We start from the raw sequence: 25,228 nt of genomic DNA, 5'->3' as shown, positions 1-25,228 counted from the left end.
GGCCTCATGGGTGGAGTTTCCGCGGTGAAAGTTTCTCGTCTTCGTCAGGCCAGGCCGGTGGCCGGTGCCCGGATCGTCGGGTTCGGGGCGTATCAGCCGTCCACTGTGGTCACGAGCGAGGAGACGGCTCGCAGATTCGGGCGTACGGGGGAATGGGTGCAGGGGCGCACGGGCATTGTCTCGGTGCGTAAGGCGCAAGACGCCGAAACCGTGCATGAGATGGCAGTCGCCGCCGCTCGGCAGGCGCTGGAGAACTGCAGGCTGGAGGCCGGCAAGATCGGGCTGGTGATCGTCGCGAGCTGCAGTGCCGACCGGCCGATGCCGGATGTGGCGTCCGGGGTCGCGCGTGATGTCGGGGCCGTGACGGCAGGTGCCTTCGATCTCAATGCGGCGTGTGCCGGCTTCTGCTATGCGCTGACGGTCGCGGCGGACGTGGTGCGTAGCGGGTCGGCTGAGCATGTGCTTGTTGTTGGTACGGAACGGATGACGGCCTGGGTCGATCCGGAGGATCTGGGGACTTCGATCATTTTCGGTGACGGGGCCGGTGCCGCGATCGTGGCCGCGTCACCCGATCCGGGCATCGGTCCGGTGGTGTGGGGTAGCGACGGTCAGGGTGCGGACCTGATCCGTATTCCTGATTTCACCCACGGCATGCACATGGAGGGTCAGGCTGTCTTCCGGTGGGCCACCACTGAGCTGTATCCGATCGCGCTGGCCGCGTGCGAACGGGCCGGGGTGAAACCCGAGGATCTGGCCGCGATCGTGCCGCACCAGGCGAATCTGAGGATTATTCACGCCATGGCCAAGAAGATCGGCGCCCCCGGTGCCGTGGTCGCCCAGGACGTGGTCCGCTCCGGCAACACCTCGGCCGCGTCGATTCCCCTTGCGCTGCAACGGCTTGTCGAGGCCAAGGCGGTCGAGCCGGATTCGCTGGCGTTGCTGATCGGCTTCGGCGCCGGGCTGAGCTATGCCGCGCAGGTGGTCACGTTGCCCTGACTTTCGGGAACGTGTCCCGGACCAGGGTGAGCAGGGTCTGGCTGAGCAAAAGGTGAACCTGGTCGCGGCTGAGGTGATTGCCCATCACCCATTCCCGCCCGGCCGCTTTCACCATGGCCGCGTATGCCCGGACCATCGCACGCAACTGTTCCCGGTGTTCGTTGACTTCGGTCAGGCCGACGAATTCCAGAACCCGGTCGGCGGCCAGTTCGTCCGCTTCGGCGAGGATTCGTTCGACATCCGCGTCGTGCCCCACGCCGCCGACCGCGACGAGCCACGTCCTGCTGTGCCGCAGCACCCGGTCGAGGAACCAGTTCACACTCGCGGCGATCCGCTCCTCGAGTGAACCGGGCGGCAGGCCCTGGATCGTCGAGGAGGGAATGGTCACCATTCTGCGGACCACTTCCAGATACAGATCGCGTTTCGTGCCGAAATAATGGTTGATCAAGCCGCGGGCGACGCCCGCTTCCTGTGCGATGTCCGTTGTCGACACCGCCGGGTACGGGCGCTCACCGAATAGCCGGATAGCGCAGACGAGGATCTGTTCCCGCCGTGCGTCTGGTTCGAGTCGTCGCCAGCGTGGTTCGGAAGCAGAACTCATGCCATTACTCTTGCATGCTGCGCCAGGCAGCGTGGAATGACCGGTTAACCCGTTCGGGTTGCCGGCCTGTTCGGTAATGTCAAGCGGTTCGCTTCCCCGACTTGCTCTTCGAAGCCGGCTTCTTCTTCGCGGGTGGCTGCTCGCCTGCCGCCCGGCTCTGTTCGACACTGCGTTCCAATGCCGTCATCAGGTCGATCACATCGCCCTGGTCTTCCTCTTCAGGGCGTTCGGGCAGTTCCGCGCCTTCGGCCTTGGCCGCCACCAGTTCGGCCATGGCGTCGCGATATTCGTCGGTGAACTGCTCGGGCCGGAAGGAGCCGGCCATGTTGTCGATCAATGAAGTCGCCATCTTCAGCTCTTGTGAGCGGACCTCGATGTCCTGGTCGAGGAACCCGAAATCGGGTTTGCGGATCTCGTCGGGCCAGAAGATGGTGTGCAGAACGAGCACGTCATCGCGTGCGCGCAGGATCCCGAGCGATTCCCGCTGCCGGATGGTGATCTTCACAACCGCGTGCCGATCGGTGTCCTCAAGCGCCTGACGCAACAGCACATACGGACGGCCCGCGGTTTTGTCCGGCTCCAGGTAGTACGTCTTCTGGAAAAAGATCGGGTCGACCTCCTGGGTCGGCACGAACTCCAGCACCTGGATCGACTTGTCGGTCGACACCGGCAGCTTGGCGAAATCCTCGTCGGTGAGGATGACCACGCGCCCGTCGTCGAGTTCGTAACCTTTGGCTATGTCGCGGTATTCGATCTCGTTTCCGCAGATCTCGCAGACGCGTTTGTAGCGGATCCGCCCCCCGTCCTCGGGGTGGACCTGGTGGAACCGGAAGTCGTGTTCCTCCGTCGAGCCGAACATCCGCACGGCGATGGTCACCAGGCCGAAGGAGATGGCACCTCGCCAAACGGGTCTCATATGCAGTGCGTACCGACTACACCGTCGTTTTTCAACCCCCCACGCCGGAAAAGGCCTGGTCAGCCGTTGCCGAGCCCGGCCCGCAGCGAGTCGAGGCTCTTGGCCAGCAGCCGGGAGACGTGCATCTGGCTGATGCCGAGCCGGTCAGCGATCTGGGTCTGGGTCAGGTTGCCGAAGAAGCGCAGCGTGATGATCTTCTGCTGGCGTTCCGGCAGCCGTTTGATCAGCGGATACAGCGCTTCACGGGCGTCGACCACGCTCAGCTCGGGGTCGTCGGCGCCGAGCGTGTCGGCCAGCGAGGCGGAGTCCGGATCGTCGGTGAGCAGGTAGTCCAGCGAGAGCGAGTGGTGGGCGTTGGTCGCCTCCAGGCCCTCGAACACCTCTTCCCGGGTGATGCCCAGGTGCTCGGCGATCTGGCTGGGTGTCGGCGCACGGCCGAGCCGCTGGGACAGGTCCGTGACCGCGCCCGCGATCGACAGCCGCAGCTCCTTGAGCCGTCGCGGCACGTGCACCGCCCAGCTCGTGTCCCGGATGTGCCTGCGGACCTCACCCATGATCGTGGGTACGGCATACGACATGAAGTCCGAGCCGTGCTCGGGGTCGAACCGGTCGACCGCGTTGATCAGGCCGATCCGCGCCACCTGGGCGAGGTCCTCCAGGGGCGCGCCCTGGTGGCTGAACCGGCGCGCGATGTGCTCGGCGACCGGCAGGTGCTCGGTGACGAGCCGCTCACGCAGTTCCGCGCGCTCCGCACTGTTCTCCGGAAGGGATGCCATCTGGTCGAACAGCGGGGCGAGGTGGTCGTAGCCGCCGCGTGGGTTCACTCGTGTCCCAGCCCGTTACGTTTGGACAGCTCGATGCGCAGGGTGAAGCCACCCGGATCGGCTGAGGCGGGCGCGACACTGGCGTCGACCGTGTCGGTGAGGGTGGAGAGCACGTGCCAGCCGAACGAACCGGTGTCCGGCCACTCGTCGTTGTCCGACAGCGCGGTCGCCAGCACCCGGATCTCGGCCTTGGCGGGCTGGAACCGGCACGACAGGATCGAGCCCTTGGCCGCGTTGAGTACGAGCATCGAGCACGCCTCGTCCACGGCCATCTTCAGGTCGGCGATCGCGTCAAGGTCGAAATCCTGGCGCATCGCCACCACCGAGGCGATCGCGCGCAGCACCGGCAGCTGGGCGGGGTCGGCTGCGACCCTGACCTCTATCTCGTCGCCGGCAGGCTGTGCCTGGTCAGACATCGTCACCCGGACAACACTAGCCCGTACACACGTTTGCAAGAATGACGGCATGACGGTCCGCCGCCAGCCGCCGGAGTGGACACCACCCGGCGAAGGCGCGAACGAAGAGCAGGCTCGCAAGCCGACCAAGGGTGATCTCACCGCGCAGGCCATTTTGGACACCGCGGCCCGGCTGCTGGCCAAGCGTTCGCTGCGCGAGATCGCCATCGACGAACTCACCTCGGGCGCAGGGGTTTCGCGCTCGACGTTCTACTTCCACTTCGAGTCGCGCGACGCGGTGTTGTACGCCTTGTCCGAGCGTGTGCTGCACGAGATCTACGCCTCGGGCGTGGTGTGGTTCCGTCGTAGCGACGAGACGCCTGGTGTCGCCGTACGCCGGGCGTTGACCGCGACGGTGGCGTTGTGGCGTGAGCACGGCTCGGTGTTGCGTGCGTCGGTTCGTGGCCGGGAGTCGGACCCGCGGCTGGCCGAGCTGTGGGACCAGGTCGCCCGGCGGTTCATGCGGTCGACGGCCGTGCAGATCGAGAGCGAACGCCGGACCGGACTGGCTCTGCCAGGCCCGCCGTCGGCGCAGACGCTGGCCCGCGTGCTCGTACTGATGAACGAGACGACCTGCTACCACCAGTCACTGGCCAAGGTGTCCGCGAAATGGGACGCCGACATGGTCGAGACGCTGGCCTCCATCTGGCTGCGCACGATCTACCGCCCGGAGGTGCTCTGAAACACCCAGGTCGCCGGGCAGGGGACGCTGCCCGGCGACCTGGGCGTCAGATCCGGCGGGAACGCCAGAGCGTCATCCCCAACCAGACGCATCCGACTGCCAGCAGGACGCCGTGCGCGGTACGGACCGCGGCGGGTGTGTAGAACTGCGGGAAGAACAGCAGGAGACCGGCCGCGAACGGCACGCCGCTCCAGCGCTGCAGCGTGCCGGATCGCCAGACGGCGAGCGCGGCGAGCACCCCGGCCACTGCCAGCAGGATCAGGCCTGCCGCGAACATGCCTGCGGCCAGCGGGTCGAAGCGGAACGCTTCGGCCAGTTCCGTGAAGCCCACGTTCGGTTCGCGTACAGCCCGCGCCGCGATCACATGCAGCCCGAAGTCCTCGGCGCCGTAGTACGGCAGAACCAGCCCCGCGCCGATCCAGCTCGTCACGAGCGCGTAGCGGGCGCGTCTGTCGTCGGTCATCTGTAACAGGGCGTACAGGCCGAACGGGACGAGGATGAAGCCGATCATGGCGAAGAAATGCGACGCGACCCAGGCGCCGCTCGCCACCACTTCGGCCGCGTCGCCGGCCGGTCGCACTGCCGGATAGAGCAGGAACATCGCACCTGCCGCCACCGTGGCCGCGCCTGCGAGCCGCGTGGGAACAGGCCGGGTCCGCAGTGAGCTGTCGTTTGTCATGTGCGGAGTCTCGGCCGCCGGAGCACCTGCCCGGCAGATGTCGATGTAGCCGGTTACCGATGATGTTCATCATCACCGGATGTGGACATTCACATCTGCCGGGCCCGTCGGCCGGTCCGGCACGCTGGCCCGTGGCTGCCGGCGGCCGGAAAGTGAGACATGCCGCAGATGTCCGCACCGCTTGTCGGGATGCGTCTCGCACCCATAGCGTTGCCTGGTATTGATCTATGCCAGGTGAGGGTCGTACTGAACACACACGAGCATTCGGGCCGCCTGCCCGGGCTCGCCACGGCCGGTGTGGTCACAGGCAGCTTCGTCCTGATGACTGTGGGCGTTTTCCGGGTGATCTACATCCAGCCTCAGCACGCGGCGGTCACGGTCATTGCCATGTTCGCCTGCATGCTGGTCCTTGTCTGGCACATACGCCATGTGGCGCGGGGCGTTCAGCCGGTCGGCGCGCGATGGGGGCTGACGGGCATGGCTGTCGTGGTGGCGGCTGTGCTTCCGGTTGTCGGAGTGCAGTGGCTGGGTGCGTTGTATCCGCTGGCGGCGTCTGCGCTGCTTGTCTTGCGTTTGCCGTGGTCGCTGGTCGTGTTCGCGATTCTGGCTGTTGTTCCGGTTCCGGTGACGTTCGCGTATGGACAGCCTGAATGGATCGCGTACTTCTCGCTCGGCGTAGTACTCAACGGGCTGACAATCGCCGTTCCGGTCCGGTTCATCGCCGCGGTCCGGCAACTGCGGGCCGCCCGCAATGAGCTGGCCGGTCAGGCAGTCGTGCAGGAGCGAGTGCGGATCGACGCGCGACTACGCGATTCGCTTGGCACCGCACTGGAATCCATTGCCGACACCGGGGACCGGGCCGCAGAACTGGTCACGACGGCACCTGATGACGCGGCCGGGCACCTGCGCGAGGTGGTCGCCGACGCCCGGTCGACGCTGGCCGAGGCACGCCGGACGGTTGCCGGGATCGGGGATTCTCCGCTGCGAGCGGAGCTGGACGCGGCCGTGCGGCTGCTCGCCGCGGCCGGAATCGAGGCAAGGCTGGCACTTCCGCCGGGCGGGCCGCCGGACCACGAAGACATGCTGGTGAGCCTGCGTGCCGAAGTGTCCCGGGTGCTGGCCGACGACACAGCCGGCCGATGCGTGATCAAGGTCGAACCGTCCCAGGTGATCATCGAGGTGGACCGATGACCGCCCGGCACGCCCGATGGCTGCTCGTCGTCCTGCACTTGCCGGTGACCGTCATTCCGGTGTGGTACACGGGATTCGGCGTCGCGGGTTACGCCGGACGGGATCTCGCCGTCGCGGTCGTCTTCGGCCTTGTACTCGGCGGGCTGCAACTGCGTCACAGCCTGGCAGCGTCGCGGGACACACGCCCGCGAGGCTGGGCGTGGACGCTGGCGGCACTGATCGCCATCGTCTACTTGCCGCTGTTGTTGCTGGACTGGTGGCCGAACTGGCAGGCGGCGATGTTCTCCGCCGGGGCATCCGCGCTGATGCTGCTGCGCGGCTGGGTCAGAATCGGGGTCTTCGCCGGGATGACGGCGTTCGCCGTCGTCGCGGAGCTGGCCTCCGACCCGCTGGACTCGGTGGTCGGGATCGTGTTCGCAGTGCTCTACGGAGTCGTTGCCGCCGTCCCGCCGGTGATCATTTACCTGGCTGCCCGGCTGGTCGCGGTTCTCGGCGAACTGGAGTCGACCAGGGCCCGGCTGGCTGAGGCCGCCGTCGCCCAGGAACGGTTGCGTTTGTCGCGTGACCTGCACGATCTGTTCGGGCAGAGTCTGTCGGCCATCTCGTTGAAGGGTGGTCTCGCGTTGCGGCTGCTGCCGGACGATCCGGACGGCGCACGCGAGGAGATCACCGGGCTCACTGGCGTGGCGCGCGATACGTTGCGCACCATGCGTGCCATTTCCCGTGACGAGCACGCGGTGTCGTTGGCCACCGAAGCCCGGGGCGCGGTGGCACTGCTGGCGACCGCCGGTGCCCGTACGACGATCGACGTGGATACGGCTGGGCTGTCTGAGGGAGCCCAGCGGATTTTCGCCTGGGCGGTGCGGGAAGGCGTGACGAACATGTTGCGGCACAGCGAAGTCCGCTGCTGTTCGATCGTCGTGTCCAGGCAGGCGGGCAGTGCGCGGCTGGAGATCGTCAACGACGGGGTACGCGAACAGCCTTCCTCCGACGGCAACGGCCTGACCGGTCTCGCCGCCCGGGCCACCGCGATGGGCGGGTCCCTGATCAGCGGACAGCGGGATGGCGAGTTTCGCGTCGTCGTCGAGATACCGGCCGATAGTGACTGGGGGAACCGATGATCCGGGTGCTCATCGCCGAGGACATGCACATGATCCGCCGTGCGCTGGCGGCGTTGTTGCTGCTGGAGGACGACATCGAGGTGGTCGCCGACCTCGACCGTGGCGACGAGATCGTGGCCACGGCGCTGCGGACGCGCCCGGACGTGGCCGTGCTGGACATCGACCTGCCGGGAATCGACGGGCTCACCGCCGCGGGGCAACTGTACGAGCAGCTGCCGGAATGCCGGACACTCGTGCTGACAGGCCTCACCCAGCCGGGCAACCTGTTGCGCGCGCTCAAACTGCACGTCCGCGGCTTCATCACCAAGGACGCCCCGCCGGACGCTTTGGCCGACGGTATCCGCCGGGTCGCTGCGGGCCAACGCGTCATCGATCCCGACCTGGTGGCCGCGGCTCTGGAAACCGGCGCGAGCCCATTGACCGTGCGGGAAACCGATGTCCTGCGTGCGGCCGAGACGGGGATCTCCACCGAGGAGATCGCCGTCCGGTTGTCGCTGTCTCCCGCGACTGTGCGCAACTACCTCTCGAACTCGATCAGCAAAACCGGTGGCCGCAACCGGATCGACGCGATCCGGATCGCCCGCAACGCCGGCTGGCTGGGCACCTAGCCCTTGGTCATCACGGGCTCGGTGAGCTTCGAGCCGTCCGCCTTGCCGACGAAGCAGTACGTGAGGCGGTTGGAGATGCGGTATCCGTTGGTGGTCTTCACCTTCCATGCCTCTGCGTTGGGCACGACCACCCAGTACTTCAGCGTCTGTTCCTTGTCGGCTCCGATCACCGTGGCGGACAGGAAGATGCTGGTGCAGAACGCGCCCGTCTCGGCGGCCAGCCGCTCGAACGGCGGGTAGGGCACGTCTTTCTCCAGATCCCGGTCCGCCCAGCTCTGTTCGAGGACCTCGGTGTCGTGCGGGCCGTAGCAGCCGACGTCGGAATCCATGTCCGGTGCGGGTCCGCCCTTGACCGGGACCCACGTGAGGCAGTCCCCGGCGAACATCGGGCCGGACAGATCCGCGATGTCTCCTCCAGGGCCGTATGTCAGGACCGGCTGCATGGCTTTGGACGTCGTACGGACGCTGGTCGTCGTGGTCGGGACCGAGGAAGTAGTTGTCGGCGACGCGACCGAGGACTGCGAGTTCTGCACGGAGTAGATGACCACGGTCGCGAAGACCGCCACCGCCAGCACGGCGATCAGGCTGGCGTATACCGGTTTCCGGGACTTCTTCCTCGGTGGCGTTGCCAGGACGGTCGGCAGATCAGGGCTTGGCGCGTGACCCATCGCCTGTTCGATCAGCCGCCGGGCGGCCGGAACCCTGAGCCGCGACTCCGGGTCGGGCTCCAGCAGGCCCATGATCAGCTCTGCCAACGGGCCCTGGCACAGTCGCGGTGCCGGCCGTTCGGTCATCACCGCCAGCAGGGTCGCCGACGTGGTGCTCCGCTGATAGGCCGAATGTCCCTCGACAGCGAAGAAAAGCGTGGCGCCCAACGCCCACAGATCCCAGGCGGGCGAGACCTCGCCGCCCTCCAGGCGTTCCGGCGACATGTAGGCGGGCGACCCGATCAGCGTCCCGGTGGTCGTCAGCCGGGGATCCTCGAACGACTGCGCGATGCCGAAGTCGGTCAGCTTGGCCGAATCCCTCGCGGGCACCATGACGTTGCCAGGCTTGACATCCCGGTGCACAATCCCGGCATCATGAGCCGCTTCCAACGCCGACAGCAGCTGCCCGGCCAGCCTGGCCGCCTGCGTCGCGGGCATCGGCCCATCGCGTTCGACGAGCTCGGTCAACGTGGGAGCCTGAACGAACTCCATCACGATGTACGTGTCGCCCTCGTCCTTGATGAGGTCGTACACCGTGACCACACCAGGATTGGCCAGCCGGCCCGCGATCCGGGCCTCACGCAGAACGCGCTCCTGATACACAGCGCGCTCGCTGACAGGTATCCCGTCCGGCACCATCAGCTCTTTCACTGCCACAGCACGGCTGAGCACAGTGTCGTCCGCCAGCCAGACCACACCCATCCCGCCGCGCCCAAGCTCGCGGACAAGCGTGTACCGCCCACCACCGATCTGCCGCATGACGGCGCAGTGTTCCACCGTGATCGCTTACCCGTGCTGTCCGATCGGGCAGCCGGACGGACACCCTTCCGGGCCACCCCGGACGAAATGACTGCGAGGGGTATGAATGCTCGTCGTGACCGGCGGCCTGGGCCGCGTGGCAACCGTCCTGAGACCGGCCCTCCCCCCGGACACGCGTCTGATCGACCTCCGGCCCGGCGGGGAGAACCTGGATCTGTCCGACCCACGCCAAGCCGCTGAGGCAGTCCACGGCGCTGACGCCGTCCTGCATCTCGCCGCGACGCCCAGCCCGGGACAGGACTGGAGCACGGCCTATCAGGGCAACGTCGTTCTCACTGAGATCCTGCTTCGTGCGTGCGGGGGCAGGGTTCCGCGGATCGTGCTGGCCAGTTCGATACACGCGATGGGTCTGTACCACCGGCCCGATCGCGAGCTGATCAGTCCGGAGTGGACTCCGTGGCCGTGCTGTGCCTATGGGGTGAGCAAAGTCGCGGTCGAGAAGCTGGGACGGCGGCACGCTGAGCGGTATGGCGTGTCCGTGATCTGCCTACGGCTCGGATCCTGCGGGTATCCGCTCGACCAGCGGCGGATCGCCGACATGTGGCTGTCGGATCGCGACGCCCGGCACCTCGCTTCGGCCGCGCTGACCGCTGACGTGGAGTTCGGCACCTACTTCGGGGTCTCGGCCAACACACCCGCCCGCTGGGACACCACCAACGCCCAGGCCGAACTCGGCTACCGGCCCGCCGACGACAGCTCGGCGTTCGACATCCCGGAAGACCGGCCGTACGAGTTCCCGGACTGCCACATGTTCAGCTGACGCATTGCCGCTGACTCCGTCACAAAGCGGTTCGTCAGCGGCAATGCCGTCGGCTTCACCTCACTGCTTGAACCAGGAGCCGCCTTCGGTCATCTGGTGGTAGCCCAGGGCTCGGTAGGTGGCGTCGACCAGGGACTGGCCGCGTTCGTTGACGCCGATTCCGGTGCCCTGCTGGTTCATCGCGTAGCCGAAGGACAGTTTGGCCTTGAGGTCCGCGAAACCCAGGGCACCGCCCATTCCGCTGTGGCCGAAGGCTTCCTCGGACAGCAGGATGCCTTCCTGGTCGTTGGGGGCCAGGTGCCTGTTGTCGGTCGTCTTGCCGAAACCGCGGGCGAATCGGGTGGGCACGAGGACGGCCGCGTCCATCGAGCAGGCCGACGTCACCTGGCCCATGATGGCGACCTGGCTGGGTTTGACCAGCTGGACGTCGGCGAATGTGCCGCCCAGCGCCAAGGGCCGGTACATGCCGGCGAGGCCGCGGGCGTTGGTGCAGGCGCCGACCGCTCCGATGGTGGAGGCGTGCGCCTCCCGGGAGTTGAATCCGGATGGCAGCAGGTAGCCGCCGGTGTTCAGGACCATCAGGCCCGGGATCGTGGCCGGGTCGGCCATCGCGGTCAGATACAGGCTCGGCACCAGTACCCCGGGCTTGGTCATGTCCGGTGGCAGGGTCGGTGCGACCCGGTGTTCCTCCGACTCCGGCAGGCTCAGCCAGAAATCCAGCCCGAGCGGCCCGGCCACCTCCTCGGCGAAGAACTGGGCCAGCGGCCGTCCTGACACCCGGCGGACCACTTCGCCGACCAGGAACCCGAAGGTCAGGCCGTGGTAGCCGTGGGTTGTGCCGGGTGCCCAGAGCGGCTCGGCCGCCGCCAGGAGCCCGGTCATCTTCTCCCAGTCGAAGAACGCGCCTTCCGGCAGCGGTTCGCGGACGCCGCTCAGCCCGGCCTGGTGGTCGAGCAGCTGGTGGACAAGGACCGCCTCTTTGCCGTTCTGGGCGAACTCCGGCCAGTACTTGGCCACGGGCGCGTTCAGGTCCAGTTCGCCGCGGCTGGCGAGGATGTGCGCGCAGAGGGCTGTGGCGCCCTTGGTGCACGACCAGACGTCGACCAGTGTGTCCTCGGACCATTCGGCGCCGGTCGCCGGGTCGGTGACGCCGGCCCAGAGGTCGACGACTGTCTGGCCGTCGACGGTCACCGAGACCGAGGCGCCGACCTCGCCGCGCTCGGCGAAGTTGCGTTCGAATTCCGCCGCCACCTCGGCGAACGGGGGAGAGTACGTGCCCAGGATCGGCATTGATCCTCACTTTCTTGCCGGAGCGGGGGTCAATCCCATCACCACGGTGGCCGATAGGGCCAGTGGCGGAGTTTGTTCGGTCCATGACGAAAGAGGGGGCGATCCACCAGGGGCTTCGGCCGATTCATCGGACATCTCTTCTTTCGATGCGATCACAGCACTGGACGAACGCGCCCCTGAGGGGATATACATCGGATGTCTTGGCTGTGCTGGCCGTGCTGGCTGAGCGAGGAGGGAAGGGAACCGACATGCACCTGATGCGCCTCGGTGGGACCGGCGAGGAGAAGCCCGTGGTCCGTGCCGATGACGGAACGCTGTACGACATCAGCGGCCTGACCGGCGACATTGATGGTGCTTTCCTTGCCGGGGACGGGATCGCCCGCGTGTCCGATGCCGTGGCAGCGGGCTCGTTGCCGGTCGTCGACGACCCGGCTGACGGTACCGGTCTGCGCGTGGGCTCGCCTGTCGTACTGCCCACGAAGGTCGTGTGTATCGGCCTGAACTACCGGGAGCACGCCGCCGAGTCCGGCGCGCCGATCCCGGCCGAGCCCGTCGTCTTCATGAAGGCGCCGGACTGTGTCGTCGGGCCGTACGACGAAGTGCTCATCCCGAGAAAGTCCACGAAGACGGACTGGGAGGTGGAGCTGGCGGTCGTGATCGGCAAGACCGCGCGCTACCTCGACTCGCCGGACGAGGCGCTGGACCACGTCGCCGGCTACACGATCTCCAACGACGTCTCCGAGCGTGAGTTCCAGCTGGAACGCCCCGGCGGCCAGTGGGACAAAGGCAAGTCGTGCGAGACGTTCAACCCGCTCGGCCCGTGGCTGCTGCCCGCGTCCGAGGTCGCCAGCCCACAGGAACTGGGGCTGAGGCTGTGGGTGAACAACGAGCTCAAGCAGGACTCCAGCACCAAGGACATGATCTTCACGGTCGCCGGGATCGTGCACTTCCTCAGCCAGGTGATGGTGCTGCGGCCCGGGGACGTGATCAACACCGGCACGCCGCAGGGCGTCGCGCTCGGCCAGCCCGAGCCCAAGCCGTACCTGCGCGCCGGGGACGTGGTCGAGCTCGAGATCGAAGGTCTCGGCCGGCAGCGCCAGACCCTCGGGCAGGCCTGACATGCCCCGAATCGTCGGTATGGACGTACTGGACGTCCGTTTCCCCACATCCCGTGAGCTCGACGGCTCGGACGCGATGAACCCGGACCCGGACTACTCGGCGGCCTACGTCGTGCTGCACGCCGACGAAGGCCCGGACGGCTACGGGTTCGCGTTCACCATCGGCCGCGGCAACGACGTGCAGGCCGCGGCGATCCGTGCGATGGAGCCGCACGTCGTCGGGCTGCCGGTGCCGGAAGACGCGGCGGCGCTGGCCTCCTTGTCCCAGCGTCTGGTCGGCGACTCACAGTTGCGCTGGCTCGGCCCGGAGAAGGGCGTCGCGCACATGGCCGTGGGCGCCGTGGTGAACGCGGCCTGGGACCTGGCCGCGAGGCGTGCGGACAAGCCGGTCTGGCAGTTCCTCTCGGAGATGACGCCCGAGGAGATCGTCGGCCTGATCGACTTCCGGTACCTCTCCGACGCGCTCACGCCGGAAGAGGCGCTGGAAATCCTGCACAAGGCCCAGGAAGGCAAGGCCGAACGGATCCAGCACGTGCTGGACCACGGATACCGCGCGTACACGACAACGCCCGGCTGGCTCGGATACTCCGACGACAAGCTGGTGCGACTGTCCAAACAGGCCGTCGCGGACGGCTTCGACATGATCAAGCTCAAGGTCGGCGGCAGCCTGGAGGACGACATCCGGCGGTTGCGGCTGGCCCGGGAGGCGGTCGGCGACGACATCCGGATCGCGGTGGACGCCAACCAGCGCTGGGACGTTTCCACCGCGGTGGAATGGATGCAGGCTCTGGCACCGTTCAGTCCCTATTGGATCGAAGAGCCGACCTCGCCGGACGACGTGCTCGCCCACCAGGCCATCGCCCGGCAGATCGCGCCGATCAAGGTCGCGTCCGGTGAACACGTACAGAACCGCGTGGTCTTCAAGCAGTTGCTGCAGGCCGAAGCGATCTCGGTGCTGCAGATCGACGCGGCCAGGGTCGGCGGGGTCAACGAGAACGTGGCGATCCTGTTGCTGGCAGCCAAGTTCGGTGTCCCGGTGTGCCCGCACGCCGGTGGTGTCGGGCTGTGCGAGCTGGTCCGGCACCTGTCGATGTTCGACTACATCGCGGTGTCGGCGAGCCAGACCGACCGGTCCATCGAATGGGTCGACCACCTGCACGAGCACTTCACCGACCCGGCGATCGTGCGGGCGGGGTACTACCTCGCGCCGCGCAAGCCCGGCTTCTCCGCGCGTATGCACGATGCCACACTCCGCCGCTACCGTTTCCCGGATGGTCCTGAATGGACAGGAGAGAACTCGTGAGTGGGGACTTTGACGGTCTGGTCGCCATTGTCACCGGCGGTGCCTCCGGAATCGGCCTGGCCACGGCGAAGCTGCTGGCCGGCAGGGGAGCGCGGGTGGCGGCGCTGGACCTCAAGCCGGACGGTCTGCCCGACGACATCGCCGGGTTCGAGGCCAACGTCAGCGACGACGCCCAGGTCAGGACCGCGGTCGAAGCTGTGGTCGAGCGGTTCGGGCGGCTGGACGTCGTGGTCAACAACGCGGGCATCGGCGCGATTGGTGATGTCGCGACGAACCCTGACGACGAGTGGCTGCGCGTGCTGGATGTGAACGTCGTCGGCATGGCCCGTGTTGCCCGGCATGCGTTGCCGCACTTGCGGAAGTCGCCTGCGGCAGCGATCGTCAACACCTGTTCGATCGCGGCGTGGGCGGGTCTTCCGCAAAGAGCGTTGTACTCCGCCAGCAAAGGTGCGGTGTACGCGCTCACCTTGGCGATGGCCGCAGACCATGTCCGCGAGGGCATCCGGGTCAACTGTGTCGCTCCCGGCACCGCGGACACGCCGTGGGTGAGCCGGTTGCTTGACCAGGCAGCCGACCCTGCGGCCGAGCGTGCCGCCTTGAACGCGCGTCAACCTACGGGCCGGCTCGTGTCGGCCGACGAGGTCGCGAACGCGATCGCCTACCTGGCGAGCCCGTTGTCGGGCGCGACGGTGGGAACGGTGCTTGCCGTGGACGGCGGCATGCACGGCCTGCGGCTGCGGCCGCCTGCCCAGCAGTAGAGACAAGAACACAGCTTGTGACACCGTTCTAAAGACACCGCCGTCAAGGAGGACCTGTGGTGCCCGTCCGCAGATCAGTTCGTGCCGTCGCCACCGCAGCCGCGGTGGTGCTGGCCGCCACCGCGTGTGGCGAATCGTCTCCCAGTTCGGCCCCGGGCGGGGCAGCAGCAGGCGATGCCAACGCCAAGGTCGGGGTGGACTTCCCACGCGCCGACTCGGACTTCTGGAACTCGTACATCAAGTACGTCCCGCAGTTCGGCAAGGAACTTGGCGTCAACATGATGGCGCCGACCAACTCGCAGAACAAGGTCGAGAACCTGGTGGCCAACGTCCAGTCGCTGACCGGCCAGGGCGCCAAGGCGATCGTGATGGCCCCGCAGGACACCGGCGCGATCGCGACCACGCTGCAACGCCTGGAGCAGCAGAAGATCCCAGTGGTCACAGTGGACACCCGGCCGGACCAGGGCAAGGTGTACATGGTCGTCCGCGCGGACAACAAGGCCTACGGCGAGAAGGCCTGCAAGTTCCTCGGTGACAAGCTCGGCGGCAAGGGCAAGGTCGTCGAGTTCCAGGGCGCACTGTCCAGTGTGAATGGACGGGACCGCTCGGAGGCGTTCGCCGCCTGCATGAAGAAGGACTACCCGGGCATCACGGTGTTCGAGGAGCCGACCGACTGGGAGGGCTCGAAGGCCAGTTCCGCGTTGCAGACGCGGCTCAACCAGCACCCGGACATCAAGGGCATCTACATGCAGGCCGGTGGCGTGTTCCTGGCGCCGACCCTGCAGGTTTTGCGCTCGACCAACCACCTGCTGCCGGCTACGGACCCGAACCACATCTTCATCGTGTCCAACGACGGCATCCCGCAGGAGTTCGAGTCGATCCGCAAGGGTGAGATCGACGCGACCGTGTCGCAGCCCGCGGACCTCTATGCCAAGTGGGCGCTGTTCTACGCGAAGGCCGCGCTGGAGGGCAAGAGCTTCAAGCCCGGCCCGACCGACCACGACTCGACCATTGTGGACGTGGGCAACGGCAACCTCGAGGACCAGCTGCCCGCACCCCTGGTGACCAAGGACAACGTCGATGACAAGGCGTTGTGGGGCAACCAGATCGGCAAATGATGAGCTCTGTGAACGAAGCGGCGGCGGGCGGTACGCTCGCCGCCGCGGCGCGCAACATCACCAAGCGCTATGGCAAGACGGTGGCGCTCAACGACGTCGGTATCGAGATCCGCGACGGTGAGTCCCACGCCCTGGTCGGCCGGAACGGCGCCGGAAAGTCCACATTGGTCTCGATCCTCACCGGACTGCAGGCGCCCGACAGTGGTGAAGTCGCCTTCTTCGGGCGGCCCGCTCCGGCGTTGAGCGACCGCGAGGGCTGGCGGCGCAACGTGGCCTGCGTGTACCAGCGGTCCACGATCATGCCCGCGTTGTCGGTGGCGGAGAACCTGTTCATCAACCGCCAGGGCAAGACGGTGATCAGCTGGCCGAAGATGCGCAGGCAGTCCGCCGAGCTGCTCGAACCGTTCGGTGTGGATGTCGACGTGACCAAACCCGCGTCGGAGCTGACTGTGGAGCAACGGCAGCTGGTCGAGATCGCCCGCGCGCTCTCGGTCGGTGCGAAGTTCATCATCCTCGACGAGCCGACCGCCCAGCTGGACGGCCCGGCGATCGAGCGCCTGTTCGAGCGGCTGCGGGCGTTGCAGGACACCGGCATCACGTTCATGTTCATCTCCCATCACCTGGAAGAGATCTACGAGGTCTGCCAGACCGTCACGGTCTTCCGGGACGCCCGCCACATCCTCACCGCTCCGGTCAACGAGCTTGGCCGGGCCGAACTGGTCGACGCGATGACCGGTGAGCCAGGGGGGCTTTCGGTGCCCAGCGCGGCCGACCGGCCCAACGTCGGCCAGAAGGCCACGGTCGCGTTGACCTTGCGTGATCTCAGCGGGGATTCCTTTACTGGCGTGAGCCTTGAGGCCCGCAAAGGCGAGGTGATCGGGCTGGCCGGCAGTGCCTCCAGCGGCAAACACCAGGTCGCCGAGACGATCTACGGCCTGCGCAAGCCCACGTCCGGTGTGATCGAAGTGGACGGACGGAAGGTGAAGCCGGGTTCGGTCGTGGACGCGCTCAGGCACGGAATCGGCTGCGTGCCAAGGGATCGCCACCACCAAGGACTCGTACTCGGCCTGAGCATCGCGGAGAACGCGGCCCTGACGGTGATGGGCAAGCTCGGGCCAGCCGGTCTCGTACCGCCCAGACAGCTTGCCTCGGTGGGCGGCAGCGCGATCGCCTCCTACGACATCGTGGCCTCCGGTGCCGAGCAGCCGGTTTCCGATCTGTCCGGCGGAAACCAGCAGAAAGTCGTGATGGCCCGGGCCCTGGCGGGCGATCCGAAGGTGCTCGTGCTGATCAACCCGACCGCGGGTGTGGACGTGAAGTCCAAGGAGTCGCTGCTCGGGGTGGTCGACCGGGTCGCCCGCACGGGCGCCGCGGTGATCGTGGTGTCCGACGAGCTGGACGATCTGAAGGTTTGCGATCGGGTGGTGGTGATGTTCCACGGCGAGGTCGCGCACGAATTCGGCCGGGACTGGACGGAATCGGCACTGGTCGCGGCGATCGAGGGAGTTGCTGAGTGATGACCAAGACGCTCTCGCCGGACGCGGCGACCGCGACGGCCCCCGCCTCCGGCCGCCGCACGCCGATCCGGCTCGCCCGGTTCCGGGATCTGGCCCTGGTTCCGGCGATCATCGTGCTGATGGTGATCGGCGCGCTGATCAGCCCGACGTTCCTGACTGTGGGCAACCTGACCGACGTGCTGCAGCAGCAGAGCGCCCTGGCCCTGCTGGTGCTGGCCGAAGCGATGATCCTGATCACCGGCAAGTTCGACCTGTCGCTGGAGTCCACCATCGGCTTCGCCCCGGTGCTGGCGATCGCCTTGGTGGTGCCGGCCACCGACCAGGCGCACGGCCTGGGCACCGAGTGGCCACAGTGGATGGCGATCCCGCTGTGCCTGGCCATCGGCGCGGCGATCGGCGCGCTCAACGGCCTGCTGATCCTGAAGTTCCAGCTGTCGGCGTTCATCGTCACGCTCGGCATGCTGATCACGGTCCGCGGTCTGCACGTCGGTGTGTCCGGCGGCAGCAGTCTGTTCCAGCTCCCGCAGTCGTTCATGTACCTCGGCTTCGAGAAGTGGTTCGGGCTGGCGGCCTCGGTCTGGATCGCGCTGATCGCGTTTGTCATCGGCATCGTCGTGCTGTCCTACTTCCGGCAGGGCCGTTCGCTCTACGCCATTGGCGGCAACGTGGACGCGGCCAGGGCCGCAGGCATCCGTACCAATGCGGTGGTCTGGACGGTGCTGATCCTCGGCGGCGTGCTCGCGGCGCTCGCCGGCATCCTGGAGACCGGCCGGCTCGGCGCGATCGGTGCCAACATGGGTGAAGGCATGATCTTCACCGTGTTCGCCGCCGCGGTGATCGGCGGGATCAGCCTCAACGGCGGCAAGGGCACGCTGTTCGGCGCGCTGTGCGGTGTGCTGATGCTCGGGCTGATCCAGAACCTGCTGACGCTGATGAGTGTCGACGGGCACTGGTTCGGAGCGATCAACGGTGTCATCATCCTCATCGCGCTTGTGCTGTCCCGACTGACCACTGGCAAGGCTCAGGAGTAGCTTTGGAGACGGTTGCCCTGCACACCCGGCTCAAACCGGGCAAGGAGTCCGATTACGACCGCATTCATGCGGTGATCCCATCAGAGCTCGACACCGCACTGCGGGAAGCGGGGGTGCGGTCGTGGCGGATCTGGCGCAGCGGCCGGGATCTGTTCCATGTGGTCGAATGCGAGGACTACACCCGCATGCGCGAGAAGCTGCGTGACCACCCCGCCAACATCCCGTGGCAGGCCCGGATGGCCGAGTTGCTCGAGGTGTCCGACGACTACTCCGGCGCGCAACCGGACGTGAAACAGGTGTGGGAGCTCCCATGAAACTGGGTTCGACGAATGTCGGCGTGAGTACGTTCGGGTTCGGCGCGGCCGGGATCGGCAACCTGTACAACGAGGTTTCCGACGCGGACGCCGAAGCCGCGCTGCAGGCGGCGTGGGAAGCCGGTGTGCGGTACTTCGACACCGCGCCGCACTACGGCCTGGGCCTGTCAGAGCGCAGGCTCGGCAAGTTTCTCGCCGGGATCCCGCGGGACTCCTATGTGGTGTCCACAAAGGTGGGACGGTTGCTCGAGCCGTCGGACGGCAAGGGACTCGACCTGGACAACGGGTTCGCCGTGCCCGCGACCCAGCGCCGCATGTGGGACTTCAGCGCCGACGGTGTCCGCCGTTCGGTCGAGTCCTCTTTGGAGCGTCTGGGCCTTGACCGGGTGGACGTCCTGCTGCTGCACGACCCCGACGACCACTGGGCCCAGGCAGCGGGGGAAGGCGCCCCGGCACTGGCTGACCTGCGTTCACAGGGCGCGGTCGGGGCGATCGGAGTGGGGATGAACCAGTGGCAGATGCCTGCCCGGTTCATCCGGGAGACCTCCATCGACGTGGTGATGCTGGCCGGCCGGTACACCCTGCTGGAGCAGAGCGCCGCAGGCGAGTTTCTGCCACTGTGCGCCGAACGTGGTGTTTCGGTTCTGGCGGCGGGTGTTTTCAACTCCGGCCTGCTCGCCCGCCCACAGGTCGCCGACGACGCCAAGTACAACTACGCCCCGGCGCCCCGGGATCTGGTCGTCCGGGCGCAGCGGATCGCCGCGGTGTGTGAGCGCCATGGTGCGACACTGCCGCAGGCGGCCGTACAGTTCGTCCTGCGTCACCCGGCTGTCGCTTCGGTGGTACTCGGTGTGAAGTCGGCTGATCAGGCGGTACGCAACGCCGAACTGTTCGCCGCGCCGGTGCCCGAAGGGCTCTGGGACGACCTGCGTGCGGAGGGTTTCTTGGATGCGAGTTGACGCGCACCACCACCTTTGGGACCTCGCGGTCCGGGATCAGGACTGGATCTCCGCGCAGACGATGGCGGCGATCCGGCGGAACTTCTCGGTCGAGGATCTTCTCTCGGCCGCTGAAGGTTTCGACCGGACCGTGCTCGTACAGACCGTCACCGTTCCCGAGGAAACGCCTGAGTTCCTTGCCGTGGCGGAGTCTTGCGAGGTGGTGGGCGCGGTCGTCGGCTGGGTCGACCTGACGTCGCCTTCGGTCGCCGACGATCTGGCTGCTCTGCGGTCGGGCGCAGGCGGGCAGTGGTTGCGTGGAATCCGGCATCAGGTGCAGGGCGAGGAGGATCCGCGCTGGTTGTGCCGCAATGACGTGCAACGCGGGCTGAAAGCCGTGTTCGACGCCGGGTTGCTGTACGAGCTTCTGGTTCTGCCGCACCAGCTTGAGGCCTCGATCGAGACGGTGGCGGCGTTCCAGGACCATCCGTTCGTCCTGGACCACTGCGCGAAACCGCTGATCGCCAGTGGCGAGCTGGAGCCGTGGGCGTCGTCGCTGCGAGAGCTGGCGGGCTTCGAGAACGTGACCTGCAAGCTGTCCGGGCTGGTCACCGAGGCAGACTGGGCAAAGTGGACAGTGCAGGACCTGGGTCCGTACGCCGAGGTCGTGCTCGACGCTTTCGGGCCAGGCAGGCTGATGTTCGGCTCGGACTGGCCGGTGTGCCTGCTGGCAGGGTCGTACGCCGATGTCGTGAACGCTGCCGAAGAGCTGACCGCGGACCTCTCGGACGAGGAGCGCGGCCAGGTCTTCGGTGGTACGGCGGCTGCCGTCTACACGCTCTGAAGCGTCTTGCGGCGGTCGAGCGACCCGGAGAAGATCGCCACCGCGGGACCCGCCGCGGTCAGCAGCGGCCCGCCCACCATCACACCCAGCGCGTAGCCGGAGATCAGCAGGCCCGCGGTGGGGATGCTGACCGAATAGGTGGCGGCGACCTCGGGCAGCAGGCCCATGATCACGAACTCGGTGGTGCCGATGCCGAAAGCGCCGATTGCCAGGGCGAGAAGCGCGGCAGGCATGGTGTCCTCTCCCGTAAAGTGGTGGTGCAATTACCGGCTCGCGCGATAGTTGCACACGCGGGTAATTGCTCAAGCCTGATGATGCTCCGCGCATGGAGTAGGGGCAAGCGGAGGTGAAAGGTGTCACTGGACGATGACGCTGCTGAGGCGCGCGCTCAGGGCTGGCGCACGCTCGCGGCCCTGCATGCGTCTCTCGAGGACGCCCTTGAGCGCGCCTTGCAGCGTGAGCACGACTTGTCCGTGAGCGAATACAGCGTTCTGGATGTCCTCGCACGTCAGGACGGCTGGCACATGCGTATGAACCAGCTGTCCCGCGCGGTTGTGCTCAGCCAGTCCGCGACGACACGGCTTGTGACGCGCATGGAGAACCGTGGCTTGCTCGCGCGGTACCTGTGCCCGACTGACCGTCGTGGCATCTACACCGAGGTGACGCCCGCCGGGCACGAACTGTTGTCGCAGGCGCGCCCGCTGCATGACGTGACGTTGGCCGAGGCCTTGCGGGAGGCGGAGAAGCTCCCTGAACTGGCGCCTTTGGTCGACGCTCTGGCCCGGCTGCCGATCAGTCCCGCCACTGCCGGCGGTGAATGACGCCGACTGTGTCCGATGTGGACGCATTGCCGGTCGCGGTTCGTTTGTTCCGGCCCGCACCGGGGTAATCGGTTGTATTAAGGCAGTTCCTCGCCGTTGACGAAGCTCGCTTGAGTGAGGCTTTAGCCGCCTGCGAGATGGTTCATCCAGGCGGGGAGCCTGCTGGGAACGTGAAAGGAGACAGTCATGTCGCACACGCAGACACGCGAGGAAGAAGCCGTCGAAGTTCAGAACGAAGATCTCCCGTCGCCCAGAGAGGCCGAGGAGTTCGAGTTCGAGCCGACCATCGTGCGAGGCCGTGAGTGACAGCTGCCCTGCTGTGCACGGCGGGAAATAGTTCCCGCGTAGGCGAATCGACAGCTCGCTGACAGGTTTGCCCCGTGCTCACAATGAAATCCGTGTGAAGACGCGTCCACCCCCGGTCCGCGGAGGGGGACGCGGAAGCCGGGGGTGGACAAGGCGGCTCTGGGGGTAAGCCGCCTCATTCCGGGCGGTTCTGGGGGAGAACCGCCCTGGGAAAGGGCCTTTTAGGCCACCCCCGGCCCGCGGAGGGGGGAGGACGCGAGCCAGGGGTGGGCTTGACCGGTGCGGCGGTCGCCTCTCGGCGAGTGGCGCATGGGGGCTCCGGCTTGACCCGGTATTCCCCGATGGCTGGAGTTGAGGCCCGGGGACACGTTCCGCACCAGTCACTGAGATTAACTCGCCAACTGGCTCTTGTGTTCCGGCGCGGAGTGTGACGTGGCTTGCATCCGGGTAGTCACTGGGCAACAGGAAGGGAGCAGCCATGTCCGCCCATCGGCTACTGCGGCTTTTTGTCCTGGCAGTGGGACTTTTCTTTGTGGTGCTGTCGATCTCTGGCTTCGCCGCGATCAGCGACGAGAGCAGCAGGGGAGGCGATCTGCGGGGTGGCAACCCGCCGGGTCTGTTGTGGGATCTGTTCGGCGTCAGCACAGTACTGAACTTCATTCACTTCCTGTTGGGGGCGTTGACGATCGCCACCGCCATCGTGGCAGGTCGTTCGAAAGTCGGTCTCTGGACGGTCGTCATCGGTTTCGGGCTGGTCGTCGGTTACGACATCGTGTCGCTCGCGGCCCGTCCCGGCTACGACCCGCTCGCGGTCAATCCGGCCGATCTTTGGCTGCACGCGGTGACTTTGGTGATCATGGTCGCGATGGCGGTGCTGCCTGTCGCCGATGACAGGCGTCCGGCTCGCACGTCGCGGTCGGCAGGAGTGACCGTTCACTGGCGCTAGGTCGTCCACAGTGGACCGACCAGGTCATTCGGGGAGTTCGTGCAGACGCAGCACAGCCCAGACGGTCTTGCCGCCTGCCATTGTCGGCATGCAGCCCCAGGCCTGGGCGACCGCCGCCACGAGTAGCAGCCCGGAAGGTGCCACACCGCCTTCCGGGCGTTCATGCAGGATCGGCAGTCCCGGGTCGTCGTCGGACGCCGCGATCGTGAGCGTGCGATACCGCAGTTCCATCTGAAGCAACGCCGGGGAATCCGTGTGGATCAAGGTGTTCTCCACGAGGGCGGTCGCCACCGTCATGGCGTCGATGATCAATGTGGGCACCCGCCAGCGCTCGCAGCTGCACCGGACGAAGGATCGAGCCTCGCGAGTGCTGGCCGGCAACGGCGGGAGTTCGATCACCGCACGCGAGCGGGCCAGTGGCCTCGCCATGCCGGCGGTAGCGGCCTGAACTGTGCCGTAGACCTGCACCTTGCCGTTCGCCAGTGCCGACCGCTGGTCGCCCAGCGGTGTGACCAGGGTCAGCGGTACGCCTGGCCAGTCGGCCACCCGGATCGCGACCAGGGCGAAGACCGAGAGCGCGTGCCTGGACGGCATCTCGAGCTCCTCGACCTCCACGATCAGTCCGTCGGGTTGCTCGGCGGCATACATGAGCAAGGTGTCCCGCAGGCTGGTGTATGTCGCCATGTCGAGCACGCCGACGGGGTGGGCGATGGTGATGCCACGCCGATACTGGACGTCGATTCGCAGGTTCCCGGTCCGCATGGTTCACCTCCCCTGGTGAGGCGCCCGTCACAGAGGTAGTACCCGGAGCGCCCGAAAATAATTCGCCACCGATCGATCCGGATCACTCGCCGTTCCGTATAGAAGGTGTCCAGGGAGGACAAGGCGTGTGCCTGTTCATAAGGAATGGTTATGCCACAACCCCATATCGTGCGTGGACCACGTCGGTCACGTGCTACAGCTGCCCTCTTGGCGGTGGGCGCGGCATTGGTGGGCGGGCTTGTACCCGGTCCGGCCAGCGCGTCCAGCCACCGGGAGGCGCCGCTGATCGCCGCCGACCCGACCGTGGACAACACCGATCTCTACGCGTTCGTCAGTCCGGACCGGCCGGACACGGTGACCGTCGTGGCGAACTACTTCGGGTTCCAGGAAGCCAACGGCGGCCCGAACTTCTACCCCTGGGCGGACAACGCCCGCTACGACATCAACATCGACAACGACGGTGACGCCAAACCCGACCTGATCTTCCGCTACACCTTCGACACCGACGATCGGCGCAAGAACGCCACCTTCCTCTACAACAACGGCGCGGTCACCTCGATCAACGACGAGAACCTGCTGTTCCGCCAGAACTACAAGCTTGAGCTGATCGACCAGCACGGCGGCAGCAAAGTGTTGCTCAAGAGCGCGCGGGCGGCGCCCTCCAACACCGGCCCGGCGTCCTTCCCCGACTTCCGCACCGTGCGTGATCAGGCCATCGCCCAAGTCCCCGGCGGCGCCCTGAGCTACGCCGGCCCGGCCGAGGACTCCTTCTTCGCCGACCTGCGGGTGTTCGATCTGCTGTATGGCGGCAACCTCTCCGAGGTCGGCCAGGACACCCTGCGCGGCTACAACGTCAACACCATCGCCCTGCAGATCCCCGCCCACCTGCTCGCGCTGAAAGGCGACGCGAAGCGCAACCCGGTGATCGGGGTGTGGGCCGACACCGAACGCCAATCCCTGAAGCTCTCGCCGGGCAAGGCCAAGGCCGAGGGTGACTTCGTGCAGGTCTCGAGGCTGGGCAACCCGCTGGTCAACGAGGTCGTCGCACCGGCCGGGCTCAAGGACGCCTTCAACGGCCTGACCCCCGATCAGGACGGCAAGGTCAAAGCCCTGCTCGATCGGGTGACCACGCCGGAGTTGCCGCAGTTGATCGAGCAGATCTACAAGATCAAGGCCCCGGCGGCGCCGCGTAATGATCTGGTGGAGATCTTCCTGACCGGGATCACCACCAAGGCCGGTGGCCCGATCAAGGCCGATCTGAACTCGCAGCTGAACAACAAGGACGTCGCCGCGCATATGTTCGTGCCCTCGGAGATGCTGCGGCTGAACCTCTCGGTGCCGCCGACCGCGAAGCCCAACCGGCTCGGTGTGCTGGGCGGGGACTTGCAGGGCTTCCCCAACGGACGCCGGTTGACCGATGACGTGATCGATATCGCGGTGCAGGCCATGGAAGGCGCCGCGCAGTCCGGTCAGCTGGTCGAGGCCCTGGCCACCGGCGACAAGGTGGATGCCAACGACGTCGCGTTCGAACAGCGTTTCCCCTATGTCGCTGTCCCGAACAACAAGTCGGCGAACGCCGCGGTCGAGGCCAAGGTGGAGACCAAGTCCGCCAACCTGCTCGCTGACCTGCCCGCCGGTGCTCTGGTCGGTGGCGCGCTCGGTGCCCTGGTCCTGCTGGGCGGCGCGGTCTACCTGTGGCGCAAGCGGCCCACCAAGGCCCGCCACCGCAGCAACCGTCCCTGGTGAGTGTCCGTATCGATGCCCGGAGGCGCGACGACAGCAGCCGCGCCTCCGATGATCCCC

At 66.9% G+C, this 25,228-nt stretch carries 26 protein-coding genes and 1 pseudogene; 18 read left to right on the top strand and 9 right to left on the bottom strand.

Annotated elements, in window-relative coordinates; genetic code table 11:
- Positions 1–24: 24 nt before the first annotated feature.
- Positions 25–996, top strand: a complete 972-nt coding sequence (locus JOF56_RS50885) for a beta-ketoacyl-ACP synthase III (protein WP_307855649.1) — start codon at positions 25–27, stop codon at positions 994–996.
- Here JOF56_RS50885 and JOF56_RS50880 read toward each other — a convergent pair.
- The 4 genes from JOF56_RS50880 to JOF56_RS50865 all read right to left on the bottom strand — a co-directional run bounded on the left by JOF56_RS50880 (position 983) and on the right by JOF56_RS50865 (position 3,753).
- Positions 983–1,597, bottom strand: coding sequence for a TetR/AcrR family transcriptional regulator (locus JOF56_RS50880; protein ID WP_209646638.1), 615 nt, complete (start codon positions 1,595–1,597; stop codon positions 983–985). The two genes, JOF56_RS50885 and JOF56_RS50880, sit on opposite strands and share 14 nt — an antisense overlap.
- A 79-nt stretch (positions 1,598–1,676) precedes the next feature.
- Positions 1,677–2,513 (bottom strand): non-homologous end joining protein Ku, encoded by an 837-nt coding sequence (gene ku, locus JOF56_RS50875; RefSeq protein WP_209646637.1) that lies wholly within the window; start codon positions 2,511–2,513, stop codon positions 1,677–1,679.
- A gap of 59 nt (positions 2,514–2,572) precedes the next feature.
- Positions 2,573–3,289, bottom strand: a complete 717-nt coding sequence (locus tag JOF56_RS50870; protein WP_209648980.1) for an RNA polymerase sigma factor SigF — start codon at positions 3,287–3,289, stop codon at positions 2,573–2,575.
- Positions 3,290–3,333: 44 nt separating this feature from the next.
- Positions 3,334–3,753, bottom strand: coding sequence for an ATP-binding protein (locus JOF56_RS50865; protein WP_209648979.1), 420 nt, complete (start codon positions 3,751–3,753; stop codon positions 3,334–3,336).
- Positions 3,754–3,802: 49 nt separating this feature from the next.
- On the opposite strand from JOF56_RS50865, the gene JOF56_RS50860 reads away from it, so the two are divergent.
- Complete coding sequence (locus tag JOF56_RS50860; protein ID WP_209646636.1) at positions 3,803–4,474, top strand: TetR/AcrR family transcriptional regulator; 672 nt, start codon at positions 3,803–3,805, stop codon at positions 4,472–4,474.
- Positions 4,475–4,520: 46 nt separating this feature from the next.
- Here JOF56_RS50860 and JOF56_RS50855 read toward each other — a convergent pair whose 3' ends face one another.
- Positions 4,521–5,153: a hypothetical protein gene (locus tag JOF56_RS50855; RefSeq protein WP_209646635.1), complete on the bottom strand. Its 633-nt coding sequence runs from the start codon at positions 5,151–5,153 to the stop codon at positions 4,521–4,523.
- A gap of 234 nt (positions 5,154–5,387) precedes the next feature.
- On the opposite strand from JOF56_RS50855, the gene JOF56_RS50850 reads away from it, so the two are divergent.
- The 3 genes from JOF56_RS50850 to JOF56_RS50840 are packed head-to-tail and all read left to right on the top strand — an operon-like array spanning position 5,388 to position 8,073.
- On the top strand, positions 5,388–6,344 hold the full coding sequence (locus tag JOF56_RS50850; RefSeq protein WP_209646634.1) for a sensor histidine kinase: 957 nt from the start codon (positions 5,388–5,390) through the stop codon (positions 6,342–6,344).
- A complete protein-coding gene (locus JOF56_RS50845) occupies positions 6,341–7,465 on the top strand; it encodes a sensor histidine kinase (protein ID WP_209646633.1) in 1,125 nt (374 codons plus the stop codon). Before JOF56_RS50850 ends, JOF56_RS50845 begins: the two co-directional genes overlap by 4 nt.
- Complete coding sequence (locus JOF56_RS50840; RefSeq protein WP_209646632.1) at positions 7,462–8,073, top strand: response regulator transcription factor; 612 nt, start codon at positions 7,462–7,464, stop codon at positions 8,071–8,073. The genes JOF56_RS50845 and JOF56_RS50840 overlap by 4 nt, the downstream gene beginning before the upstream one ends.
- Here the strand turns inward: JOF56_RS50840 and JOF56_RS50835 are convergent.
- Positions 8,070–9,539 carry a serine/threonine-protein kinase gene (locus tag JOF56_RS50835; protein ID WP_209646631.1) on the bottom strand — a complete coding sequence of 490 codons (1,470 nt, stop codon included), beginning with the start codon at positions 9,537–9,539 and terminating at the stop codon, positions 8,070–8,072. The genes JOF56_RS50840 and JOF56_RS50835 overlap by 4 nt on opposite strands.
- A gap of 106 nt (positions 9,540–9,645) precedes the next feature.
- Here JOF56_RS50835 and JOF56_RS50830 point away from each other — a divergent pair, with 106 nt between their 5' ends.
- The gene (locus tag JOF56_RS50830) at positions 9,646–10,359 is read left to right on the top strand and encodes an NAD-dependent epimerase/dehydratase family protein (protein ID WP_209646630.1); all 714 of its coding nucleotides are present in this window, start codon (positions 9,646–9,648) and stop codon (positions 10,357–10,359) included.
- A 60-nt stretch (positions 10,360–10,419) separates the two neighbouring features.
- Here the strand turns inward: JOF56_RS50830 and JOF56_RS50825 are convergent, their stop codons facing one another.
- Positions 10,420–11,649: a serine hydrolase domain-containing protein gene (locus tag JOF56_RS50825; RefSeq protein WP_209646629.1), complete on the bottom strand. Its 1,230-nt coding sequence runs from the start codon at positions 11,647–11,649 to the stop codon at positions 10,420–10,422.
- A 248-nt stretch (positions 11,650–11,897) separates the two neighbouring features.
- Between JOF56_RS50825 and JOF56_RS50820 the strand changes: the two genes are divergently transcribed.
- The 9 genes from JOF56_RS50820 to JOF56_RS50780 are packed head-to-tail and all read left to right on the top strand — an operon-like array spanning position 11,898 to position 20,590.
- Positions 11,898–12,767 (top strand): fumarylacetoacetate hydrolase family protein, encoded by an 870-nt coding sequence (locus JOF56_RS50820; protein ID WP_209646628.1) that lies wholly within the window; start codon positions 11,898–11,900, stop codon positions 12,765–12,767.
- Between the two features lies 1 nt (position 12,768).
- A complete protein-coding gene (locus JOF56_RS50815; RefSeq protein ID WP_209646627.1) occupies positions 12,769–14,070 on the top strand; it encodes an enolase C-terminal domain-like protein in 1,302 nt (433 codons plus the stop codon).
- Positions 14,049–14,828, top strand: a complete 780-nt coding sequence (locus JOF56_RS50810; protein ID WP_209646626.1) for an SDR family NAD(P)-dependent oxidoreductase — start codon at positions 14,049–14,051, stop codon at positions 14,826–14,828. The genes JOF56_RS50815 and JOF56_RS50810 overlap by 22 nt, the downstream gene beginning before the upstream one ends.
- Positions 14,829–14,887: 59 nt before the next feature.
- Positions 14,888–15,946, top strand: a complete 1,059-nt coding sequence (locus JOF56_RS50805; protein ID WP_209646625.1) for a sugar ABC transporter substrate-binding protein — start codon at positions 14,888–14,890, stop codon at positions 15,944–15,946.
- Positions 15,947–15,954: 8 nt separating this feature from the next.
- On the top strand, positions 15,955–17,463 hold the full coding sequence (locus JOF56_RS50800; RefSeq protein WP_307855648.1) for a sugar ABC transporter ATP-binding protein: 1,509 nt from the start codon (positions 15,955–15,957) through the stop codon (positions 17,461–17,463).
- Positions 17,463–18,494, top strand: coding sequence for an ABC transporter permease (locus JOF56_RS50795; RefSeq protein ID WP_209646623.1), 1,032 nt, complete (start codon positions 17,463–17,465; stop codon positions 18,492–18,494). The genes JOF56_RS50800 and JOF56_RS50795 overlap by 1 nt, the downstream gene beginning before the upstream one ends.
- Before the next feature lie 2 nt (positions 18,495–18,496).
- The gene (locus JOF56_RS50790; protein ID WP_209646622.1) at positions 18,497–18,808 is read left to right on the top strand and encodes an L-rhamnose mutarotase; all 312 of its coding nucleotides are present in this window, start codon (positions 18,497–18,499) and stop codon (positions 18,806–18,808) included.
- Positions 18,805–19,767 (top strand): aldo/keto reductase, encoded by a 963-nt coding sequence (locus JOF56_RS50785; protein ID WP_209646621.1) that lies wholly within the window; start codon positions 18,805–18,807, stop codon positions 19,765–19,767. Before JOF56_RS50790 ends, JOF56_RS50785 begins: the two co-directional genes overlap by 4 nt.
- The gene (locus JOF56_RS50780; RefSeq protein WP_209646620.1) at positions 19,757–20,590 is read left to right on the top strand and encodes an amidohydrolase family protein; all 834 of its coding nucleotides are present in this window, start codon (positions 19,757–19,759) and stop codon (positions 20,588–20,590) included. The genes JOF56_RS50785 and JOF56_RS50780 overlap by 11 nt, the downstream gene beginning before the upstream one ends.
- Before the next feature lie 38 nt (positions 20,591–20,628).
- On the opposite strand, the pseudogene JOF56_RS50775 reads toward JOF56_RS50780, so the two are convergent.
- Positions 20,629–20,823 (bottom strand): annotated as a pseudogene (locus JOF56_RS50775) (MFS transporter); the annotation flags it as partial.
- Positions 20,824–20,943: 120 nt separating this feature from the next.
- Between JOF56_RS50775 and JOF56_RS50770 the strand changes: the two are divergent.
- Positions 20,944–21,411 (top strand): MarR family winged helix-turn-helix transcriptional regulator, encoded by a 468-nt coding sequence (locus JOF56_RS50770; RefSeq protein ID WP_209646619.1) that lies wholly within the window; start codon positions 20,944–20,946, stop codon positions 21,409–21,411.
- Positions 21,412–22,195: 784 nt separating this feature from the next.
- Entirely contained in the window at positions 22,196–22,663 is a 468-nt protein-coding gene (locus JOF56_RS50765) for a DUF4383 domain-containing protein (protein WP_209646618.1), read from the top strand.
- Positions 22,664–22,687: 24 nt separating this feature from the next.
- Here the strand turns inward: JOF56_RS50765 and JOF56_RS50760 are convergent, their stop codons facing one another.
- Positions 22,688–23,425: an ATP-binding protein gene (locus JOF56_RS50760; RefSeq protein ID WP_209646617.1), complete on the bottom strand. Its 738-nt coding sequence runs from the start codon at positions 23,423–23,425 to the stop codon at positions 22,688–22,690.
- A gap of 213 nt (positions 23,426–23,638) precedes the next feature.
- Between JOF56_RS50760 and JOF56_RS50755 the strand changes: the two genes are divergently transcribed.
- Positions 23,639–25,171 (top strand): DUF4331 domain-containing protein, encoded by a 1,533-nt coding sequence (locus JOF56_RS50755; RefSeq protein ID WP_307855647.1) that lies wholly within the window; start codon positions 23,639–23,641, stop codon positions 25,169–25,171.
- The last annotated feature ends 57 nt before the right edge of the window (positions 25,172–25,228 follow it).

The organism is Kibdelosporangium banguiense (assembly GCF_017876405.1).
In the GTDB taxonomy this organism is placed as follows: domain Bacteria; phylum Actinomycetota; class Actinomycetes; order Mycobacteriales; family Pseudonocardiaceae; genus Kibdelosporangium; species Kibdelosporangium banguiense.
This window is presented reverse-complemented; position numbering and strand designations above follow the sequence as displayed.

What these genes read in the sequence shown, in the direction of transcription:
- JOF56_RS50765 (WP_209646618.1), top strand. Translation starts at nt 22,196, where the DNA reads ATGTCCGCCCATCGGCTACTGCGGCTTTTTGTCCTGGCAGTGGGACTT.
- JOF56_RS50815 (WP_209646627.1), top strand. Translation starts at nt 12,769, where the DNA reads ATGCCCCGAATCGTCGGTATGGACGTACTGGACGTCCGTTTCCCCACA.
- JOF56_RS50825 (WP_209646629.1), bottom strand. Translation starts at nt 11,649, where the DNA reads ATGCCGATCCTGGGCACGTACTCTCCCCCGTTCGCCGAGGTGGCGGCG.
- JOF56_RS50835 (WP_209646631.1), bottom strand. Translation starts at nt 9,539, where the DNA reads ATGCGGCAGATCGGTGGTGGGCGGTACACGCTTGTCCGCGAGCTTGGG.
- JOF56_RS50855 (WP_209646635.1), bottom strand. Translation starts at nt 5,153, where the DNA reads ATGACAAACGACAGCTCACTGCGGACCCGGCCTGTTCCCACGCGGCTC.
- ku (WP_209646637.1), bottom strand. Translation starts at nt 2,513, where the DNA reads ATGAGACCCGTTTGGCGAGGTGCCATCTCCTTCGGCCTGGTGACCATC.
- JOF56_RS50865 (WP_209648979.1), bottom strand. Translation starts at nt 3,753, where the DNA reads ATGTCTGACCAGGCACAGCCTGCCGGCGACGAGATAGAGGTCAGGGTC.
- JOF56_RS50830 (WP_209646630.1), top strand. Translation starts at nt 9,646, where the DNA reads ATGCTCGTCGTGACCGGCGGCCTGGGCCGCGTGGCAACCGTCCTGAGA.
- JOF56_RS50795 (WP_209646623.1), top strand. Translation starts at nt 17,463, where the DNA reads ATGACCAAGACGCTCTCGCCGGACGCGGCGACCGCGACGGCCCCCGCC.
- JOF56_RS50870 (WP_209648980.1), bottom strand. Translation starts at nt 3,289, where the DNA reads ATGGCATCCCTTCCGGAGAACAGTGCGGAGCGCGCGGAACTGCGTGAG.
- JOF56_RS50785 (WP_209646621.1), top strand. Translation starts at nt 18,805, where the DNA reads ATGAAACTGGGTTCGACGAATGTCGGCGTGAGTACGTTCGGGTTCGGC.
- JOF56_RS50780 (WP_209646620.1), top strand. Translation starts at nt 19,757, where the DNA reads ATGCGAGTTGACGCGCACCACCACCTTTGGGACCTCGCGGTCCGGGAT.
- JOF56_RS50845 (WP_209646633.1), top strand. Translation starts at nt 6,341, where the DNA reads ATGACCGCCCGGCACGCCCGATGGCTGCTCGTCGTCCTGCACTTGCCG.
- JOF56_RS50840 (WP_209646632.1), top strand. Translation starts at nt 7,462, where the DNA reads ATGATCCGGGTGCTCATCGCCGAGGACATGCACATGATCCGCCGTGCG.
- JOF56_RS50880 (WP_209646638.1), bottom strand. Translation starts at nt 1,597, where the DNA reads ATGAGTTCTGCTTCCGAACCACGCTGGCGACGACTCGAACCAGACGCA.
- JOF56_RS50810 (WP_209646626.1), top strand. Translation starts at nt 14,049, where the DNA reads ATGGACAGGAGAGAACTCGTGAGTGGGGACTTTGACGGTCTGGTCGCC.
- JOF56_RS50760 (WP_209646617.1), bottom strand. Translation starts at nt 23,425, where the DNA reads ATGCGGACCGGGAACCTGCGAATCGACGTCCAGTATCGGCGTGGCATC.
- JOF56_RS50860 (WP_209646636.1), top strand. Translation starts at nt 3,803, where the DNA reads ATGACGGTCCGCCGCCAGCCGCCGGAGTGGACACCACCCGGCGAAGGC.
- JOF56_RS50820 (WP_209646628.1), top strand. Translation starts at nt 11,898, where the DNA reads ATGCACCTGATGCGCCTCGGTGGGACCGGCGAGGAGAAGCCCGTGGTC.